4 protein-coding genes are annotated in these 7743 nt (G+C 44.7%); 3 read left to right on the top strand and 1 reads right to left on the bottom strand.

Annotated elements, in window-relative coordinates:
• Nucleotides 1–89: 89 nt before the first annotated feature.
• A complete protein-coding gene (locus tag VF500_RS05190) occupies nucleotides 90–1616 on the top strand; it encodes a bifunctional GNAT family N-acetyltransferase/carbon-nitrogen hydrolase family protein (RefSeq protein WP_330858654.1) in 1527 nt (508 codons plus the stop codon).
• Between the two features lie 405 nt (nucleotides 1617–2021).
• Here VF500_RS05190 and purD read toward each other — a convergent pair whose 3' ends face one another.
• Nucleotides 2022–3296 carry a phosphoribosylamine--glycine ligase gene (purD, locus tag VF500_RS05185; protein ID WP_330858653.1) on the bottom strand — a complete coding sequence of 425 codons (1275 nt, stop codon included), beginning with the start codon at nucleotides 3294–3296 and terminating at the stop codon, nucleotides 2022–2024.
• Nucleotides 3297–3374: 78 nt separating this feature from the next.
• Here purD and VF500_RS05180 point away from each other — a divergent pair, with 78 nt between their 5' ends.
• On the top strand, nucleotides 3375–3947 hold the full coding sequence (locus tag VF500_RS05180) for a hypothetical protein (RefSeq protein WP_330858652.1): 573 nt from the start codon (nucleotides 3375–3377) through the stop codon (nucleotides 3945–3947).
• Nucleotides 3948–4283: 336 nt separating this feature from the next.
• Nucleotides 4284–7595 carry a preprotein translocase subunit SecA gene (secA, locus tag VF500_RS05175; protein ID WP_330858651.1) on the top strand — a complete coding sequence of 1104 codons (3312 nt, stop codon included), beginning with the start codon at nucleotides 4284–4286 and terminating at the stop codon, nucleotides 7593–7595.
• Nucleotides 7596–7743: the final 148 nt, after the last annotated feature.

Genomic DNA, 7743 nt, shown 5'->3' with positions numbered 1-7743 from the left:
CTTTGCGAAACAGAGAGGGGTGACGAGCGCAGCGATGTCGGGGTGAGTAAACGCCGCCCAGCCTAAAAAACTGATACAACAAATGATATATGGATCTGCAAAGTATTGAAATGCGTAACCTGGAGGTACAGGACTACCAGGAGCTTAAAAAATCAATGAAATCGGCCTATATGGATATGGATGAGGACTATTGGGATGCCAATTCTATCCGCAAGCTCATCAAAATATTCCCCGAAGGACAGATCTGTATCACCGTTAACGACATGGTTGTAGGCTGTGCGCTGGCTATTATTGTCGACTATCAGAAGTTTGGCGATAACCACACCTACAAGCAGATAACCGGTGACAGTACCTTTAAAACCCATAATGATAAGGGCGATGTACTTTACGGTATCGATGTGTTTATCCACCCCAAATACCGTGGATTACGCCTGGCACGCAGGCTTTACGATGCCCGAAAAGCCCTTTGCGAAAAGCTGAACCTGAAAAGCATCATCGCCGGCGGCCGTATCCCTAATTATCAGAAATTTCAGAATGAGCTTACGCCCCGCCAGTATATTGATAAAGTGAAATACAAGGAGATCTACGATCCTACACTTTCCTTTCAGCTATCCAACGATTTTCACGTGCGTAAGGTGTTGAGGAACTATCTGCCTGAGGATAGTCGCTCCAAGGGTTTTGCCACACTTATTGAATGGAATAACGTGTACTACGAAGAGGTAAGTGATGCCATTAACCACAAAACGGTGGTACGCATTGGCCTGGTGCAATGGCAGATGCGGTCATACAGCAACATCAGCGAGCTCATGAAGCACGCCGAATATTTTGTTGATGCTGTGAGCGATTACCAGGCCGATTTTATCCTGTTCCCCGAGCTGTTCAATACACCGCTTATGGCCGATTACAACCACATGGATTCGGCCAAGGCCATGCGCGAACTGGCCAAATACACCCAGCCAATTATCGAAGAGTTTTCAAAACTGGCGGTGTCCTACAATGTGAATATCATTGCGGGCAGTATGCCTTATATTTTTGAGGAATCGTTGTATAACGTTTCCTACCTGTTCAGGCGTAATGGCAGTATGGAGGAAGTGTATAAAATTCACCCAACCCCGGCAGAGATCAGCTCATGGGGTATGCGTGGCGGCGATGAGGTTAAAGTATTTGATACCGATTGCGGCAAAGTAGGCATCCTGATCTGTTATGATGTGGAGTTTCCTGAATTATCACGCATCCTGGCCGGTCAGGATATGCAGATCCTGTTTGTGCCCTTCCTCACCGACACCCAAAATGGCTACAATCGGGTTAAGTTTTGTGCCCAGGCCCGTGCGGTAGAAAATGAATGTTACGTAGCCATTGCAGGCTGTGTGGGCAATCTTCCTAATGTGAATAATATGGGTATTAGCTATGCACAGTCGGCGGTGTTTACACCTTCGGATTTTGGTTTCCCTACCAATGGCATTCAATCGGAAGCCACACCTAATACTGAGATGATCGTTATTGCCGATGTTGATCTGTCATTGCTGGATGAGTTGCATGAATATGGCAGCGTGCAAAATATCAAAGACAGGCGCACCGATCTGTATAATATTACTTTTAATGGGAAGAGGGTGTAGGGAGGTGAATAGAAATTAAACGTCATTAAAAAAACTGTCCCATCAGGGTCTTTCGCAGATTTTAAGTTTACCCACAAAATTTATCAATCTAAAATTTCAATAAGAGGCACCTACGGAGCCAAAAAATGCTTTTTTAGAGCTATAAACACGTGGCCTCGCTGCGGCCGGTAATGCTTTATACTATAATCAGTATTCCATGTCTGTCATTTGGTCTCAGAGAGGCCTCCAGTTTATAGATAATTTAAAGAAATAGTCGACTCCAGCGGAGTCTCCTATTCGTAAACTTGATTTCTGGATCCTGTTTAATGCGCATTTAGATTTTGTGGGTAAACTTAAATCTGCGAAAGACCCTGAGGGGGCATGAGTTTTCAAGCGATAAGCAAAAATGACTTAATGCCCCAATGACTAAAGTAAGTCAAATCCTATATCTTTCCTAAAATACATGCCATCATAATAGATCCGGCTTGCATCGGCGGTAGCCTGTTGCAGGGCACTAAACATATCATCCTGTACAGTGGTAATAGCCAGTACACGCCCGCCCGTAGTGATCACATCCTCGCCATCCATTGAGGTACCTGCATGGAACACGATCGAGTCGCGCACGTTTTCGGTGCCGGTGATCACTTTATTTTTGAGGTATTCGCCGGGGTAACCGCCTGCAACCATGACAACCGTGGCAGCTGTTTTAGGGCTGATGATGATCTCTTTTTCGTTCAGGTTTCCTTCGGCGACGCCCAACAGCAGATCAACAAAATCTGAATCAATGCGGCGCATTACGCTTTCCGTTTCCGGATCGCCCATGCGGCAGTTATATTCAATAACCCATGGTTCGCCATCGCTGTTCATCAGGCCTATAAAAATGAAGCCTTTATAAGGTATGCCGTCTTTTTTCAAACCTTCAACAGTAGGAATGATCACGCGCTCCTCTACCTTTTTCATATAAGCGGCGTCTGCAAAGGGAACGGGAGAGATGGACCCCATACCACCGGTATTTAAACCTGTATCGCCTTCACCTATGCGTTTGTAGTCTTTTGCTTCGGGTAAAATTTTATAGCTGTTACCATCGGTCATCACAAAAACCGATAGCTCAATGCCTGTTAAAAACTGTTCAACAACCACGCGTGAACTTGCTTCGCCAAATTTGGCATCGGCCAGCATAGCGGTAAGCTCGGTTTGTGCTTCCTCTAAAGTAAGGCAGATCAGTACGCCTTTACCGGCGGCAAGTCCGTCGGCTTTCAACACCACGGGTAAACCGGCGGTAGCTAAATAAGTCAGGCCATCCTGTAAAGTATCTTTAGTGAAAGTTTTATAGGCAGCGGTTGGGATATTATGTTTCTCCATAAACTGCTTGGAGAAATCTTTACTGCCTTCCAGCTGTGCGCCTTCTTGCTGCGGACCAACAACCGGGATATTTTTTAACTGCTCATCGGCCAGAAAAAAGTCATGAACGCCTTTAACCAACGGCTCTTCAGGTCCAACCAATACAAGGTTAATATTCTCATTTAAAACAAGCGCTTTAATGCCTTCAAAATCGTTAACCTTAATATTTACGTTTGTACCGTACTGGGTGGTACCGGCATTGCCGGGAGCGATAAAAAGTTTTTCGCATTTGGGGCTTTGGGCTACTTTCCAGGCGAAGGCACTTTCCCTTCCGCCCGAACCAAGAATCAGGATGTTCATGCGGCAAAGATAGTTTTTTTAACAAGGCTTTAATACTATATATGAGGCTACTTGTGTTATAAGTAGTAAATTTACCCCATGGCCCGTAGACTCGAAAAGTTTGAAAAGCTCCCGGTATACCAAAAATCGCAGGAATTATTTGACCTGGTAGATGTAATTGCCGAATCATTAAAAGAAGACAGCATGAAGGAACATCTGGCCATACAGATGTGCAGTAATGCCGCTCTTATCCAGGCAAAAATAGCCGGCGCCGAAGGTGGTAGCCTGTATTCACTGAGGATGCAGAATGCTGTGCTTATTAAACTGGCCGTACAGGATATGTTCAACGCGGTGTCTTTTGCATCAATGGTAAAAATCAATGAGGAAGACTACGTACAGTTGATGCGGGAAAAGGTGGAGGAGTTTCGCCTGGTTTTTGTAGAATGGATCAGGGGGTTTGATAAAACCTACGATATCCCCGATAACTGGGCCATCCGCTTTGATACCAGTACGCCCGAACAGGAAAAGCTGGAAGAATTGATGTTTGATGAAGATCGCTTTTTCGGCGAATTTAACGAGGATGATGAGGACACGGGCGATTTCGATGATTTTGACGATGAAGAAGGATATAATGACGAAAAGGACGACGATAAAAGTAATGATGATAAATGAAATTTTCACTCAGTTGCCGTGTCCTTACGGCAACTGAGTGAATGGATGTTGTCGTGAGGACACGACAACGGGGGAGTACCTGAACCTGAGTTTATAGAATTTAATGAATTAACAGAATGCCAAGCAAATTCCAAAAAATCTTTAATTTGTTTAATTCGAGTTCAGACAATTCGATAACAAATACAAACACCACAATGTCAATCTTACATCCCGCGCGGCGCTTTAAGCCTTTATCCTTTCGGCTTTCGGCGCAAAATCTTACATTTGCCTGTCAATTTGGCTCTATCGGTCGCTATGGCGCAATTGTTGAACCGGGTTGTATCATAATAAAATAATATGTTAAATTTTATCAGTAAGCTTTTCGGAAGCAAATCAGAACGGGATGTAAAAAGTATACAGCCTATAGTTGAGAAAATTAAGGCTGAATATGCAAAACTTGGCTCCCTGAGTAATGATGAGCTTAGGGCTAAGACCATATATTTTAAAGAAACCATTGCCGAAGGCCTCTCAGGCATCGATAGTGAGATACAAGCCATTAAAGATCGTACAGAAAACGAGCTTGATATGGATGTAGCCGAAAAAGTTGAGCTTTATACTCAGCTTGATAAGCTTGAAAAAGACCGCAACAAAGAGCTTGAAGATATATTGATGAATATATTGCCGGAGGCATTTGCTGTAGTTAAAGAAACAGCAAGCCGTCTCTCTGCCAATAAATCAATAGAAGTTACTGCCTCTGAGTTTGACCGTGAGCTTGCGGCCCGTAAGCCTAACGTTACTATTAAAGGCGATAAAGCTTTTCATAGCAGTACCTGGATTGCCGCCGGTAATGAAGTTACCTGGAACATGGTTCACTATGATGTACAGCTGATAGGCGGTACCGTATTGCACCAGGGTAAAATATCAGAAATGGCAACGGGTGAAGGTAAAACGCTGGTAGCCACGCTGCCTGCATACCTTAATGCCCTTGCCGGACAAGGTGTTCACATCGTTACAGTGAATGATTACCTGGCCCGCAGGGATAGTGAGTGGATGGGCCCGCTGTATGAGTTCCACGGTTTATCTGTTGATTGTATCGACAAACATGAGCCAAACTCTGAGCAGCGCCGTGCTGCTTATTTAGCTGATATTACTTTTGGTACCAACAACGAATTTGGCTTTGATTACCTGCGTGACAATATGACACGCAGCCCTGAAGAGCTGGTACAACGCAAACTGCATTATGCCATGGTGGATGAGGTTGACTCGGTTTTGGTTGACGATGCCCGTACACCTTTAATTATATCTGGCCCTATCCCACGTGGTGATGAGCATGAGTTTTATGAGTTGAAACCACGCATTGAGCGCTTGGTGAACGCGCAGAAAAACTATGTTAACAGTGTATTGAACGATGCTAAAAAAGCCATCAATGCAGGCGATGCCGATGTTGATGGTGGTGGTTTAGCTTTGTTACGTGCTTTCCGCGGTTTGCCAAAAAGCAAGGCTTTAATTAAATTTTTGAGCGAAGGAGGTAACCGTACCATTCTGCAAAAAGTGGAAAACCACTATATGCAGGATCAGGGCAAGGAAATGCCAAAGGTTGACTCTGAGTTATTCTTCGTTATTGACGAAAAAAACAACCAGGTTGAACTTTCTGAAAAAGGTATTGAGTTGATCACCGCTTCTGGTGAAGACCCTCATTTCTTTGTGATGCCAGACGTTGGTACCGAAATTGCTGAAATTGAAAAATCGGCTTTAAGTACTGAGGAAAAGATCGCTCACAAAGATGAGTTGATGCGTGATTTCTCCATCAAATCTGAACGGATCCACTCGGTTAACCAGTTGCTTAAAGCTTATACCCTTTTTGAAAAAGATACAGAATATATCCTTGACGAAGGCAAAGTAAAAATCGTTGACGAACAAACCGGTCGTGTATTGGATGGCCGCCGTTACTCTGATGGTTTACACCAGGCAATCGAGGCTAAAGAGAACGTAAAGGTTGAGGATGCAACCCAAACTTTTGCTACCATCACCCTGCAAAACTACTTCAGGATGTATCACAAGCTTTGTGGTATGACCGGTACTGCGGTTACTGAAGCGGGTGAGTTATGGGAAATATACAAACTGGATGTGGTTGAAATTCCAACCAACTCTGGTATTATACGTGATGACCGCCAGGATTTGGTTTATCGTACCGTACGTGAAAAATACAACGCAGTAGCCGAAGAGATTGTTAACCTTACCCAGGCTGGCAGACCAGTACTGGTAGGTACAACATCGGTTGAGATCTCTGAATTATTGAGCCGTATGCTGAAGCTGCGCGGCATCAAACACAACGTACTGAACGCCAAAATGCACCAGAAAGAGGCCGATATTGTGGCTGAAGCCGGTAAAGCAGGCACAGTGACCATTGCTACCAACATGGCTGGTCGTGGTACGGATATTAAATTAGGCCCTGGCGTTAAAGACGCCGGCGGTTTAGCCATCGTAGGCACCGAGCGCCACGAATCGCGCCGTGTTGACAGGCAGTTACGCGGTCGTTCTGGTCGTCAGGGTGACCCGGGTTCTTCACAGTTCTTTGTATCGTTAGAGGATAACCTGATGCGTTTATTCGGATCAGAGCGTATCTCAAGCCTGATGGTACGTATGGGTATCGAAGAGGGCGAAGTGATCCAGCACTCTATGATCTCTAAATCAATAGAGCGTGCACAAAAGAAAGTGGAAGAAAACAACTTCGGTATCCGTAAACGTTTATTGGAGTATGACGACGTGATGAACTCACAGCGTACTGTGATCTACACTAAACGTAAAAACGCCCTGTTTGGCGAGCGTTTGGATGTTGACCTGAGCAACACCATTTTTGATGTGGTTGAGGACATTGTTACCGAATATAAAGAAAGTGCCAACTACGAAGGTTTTACCTTAGAAGTGATCCGTTTGTTTTCGGTTGATATTGAGCTTAGCGCCGATGAATTTACTGCAAAAACAATTCCGGCATTAACCGATCTGACCTTCCAAACCGTAATGGATTTTTATAAACGCAAACAGGAAGCTATAGCCCAGCAGGCTTATCCGGTTATTAAAGATGTTTATGAGACCCGCGGTCAGTACGTTGAAAACATTGTTGTTCCTTTCAGCGATGGTATCCACGGTATCCAGGTAGCTGTTCCGCTTAAAAAAGCGGTTGAAAACCACGGTCATGAGGTATTCAAATCGTTTGAGAAAAACGTTACCCTGTACCTGATCGATGATGCCTGGAAAGAGCACCTGCGCGAAATGGACGAGTTAAAACAATCGGTACAAAACGCGGTTTACGAACAAAAGGACCCGTTATTGGTTTACAAGTTTGAAGCGTTTGAACTGTTCAGAGGCATGTTGGCCAATGTGAACAAGGAAATTGTAAGCTTCCTGTTCCGCGGTGGCATTCCGGTTCAGCAGCAGGCCGAAGAGGTAAGGGAAGCAAAGCCCGAACCAAAGCTTGATCTGCGAAAAATGAAAACCACCAAGGCCGAAGTAGTAAGCGAGAGCAACGGCGTACCTATGGACGATTTTCCTCAGGAGCCGCAAAAGATCACCCCGGTAAGGGTTGAAAACAAAATAGGCCGTAACGACCCTTGCCCTTGCGGTAGCGGTAAAAAATACAAAAACTGCCATGGCGTAGGGCAGAATTAAGACTATCCTTGAAAGCGTCGTCCTGAACTTGTTTCAGGATCTCACAGGACAGGTCGCCGCCATGTAGTCGACCATGCTTGTGAGGTGCCGAAACAAGTTCGGCATGACAATATTTTATTAGATAAAAAGAATGAAAAAAGCAGTATTT

The organism is Mucilaginibacter sp. (assembly GCF_036383575.1).
Lineage (GTDB): Bacteria > Bacteroidota > Bacteroidia > Sphingobacteriales > Sphingobacteriaceae > Mucilaginibacter.
This window is presented reverse-complemented; position numbering and strand designations above follow the sequence as displayed.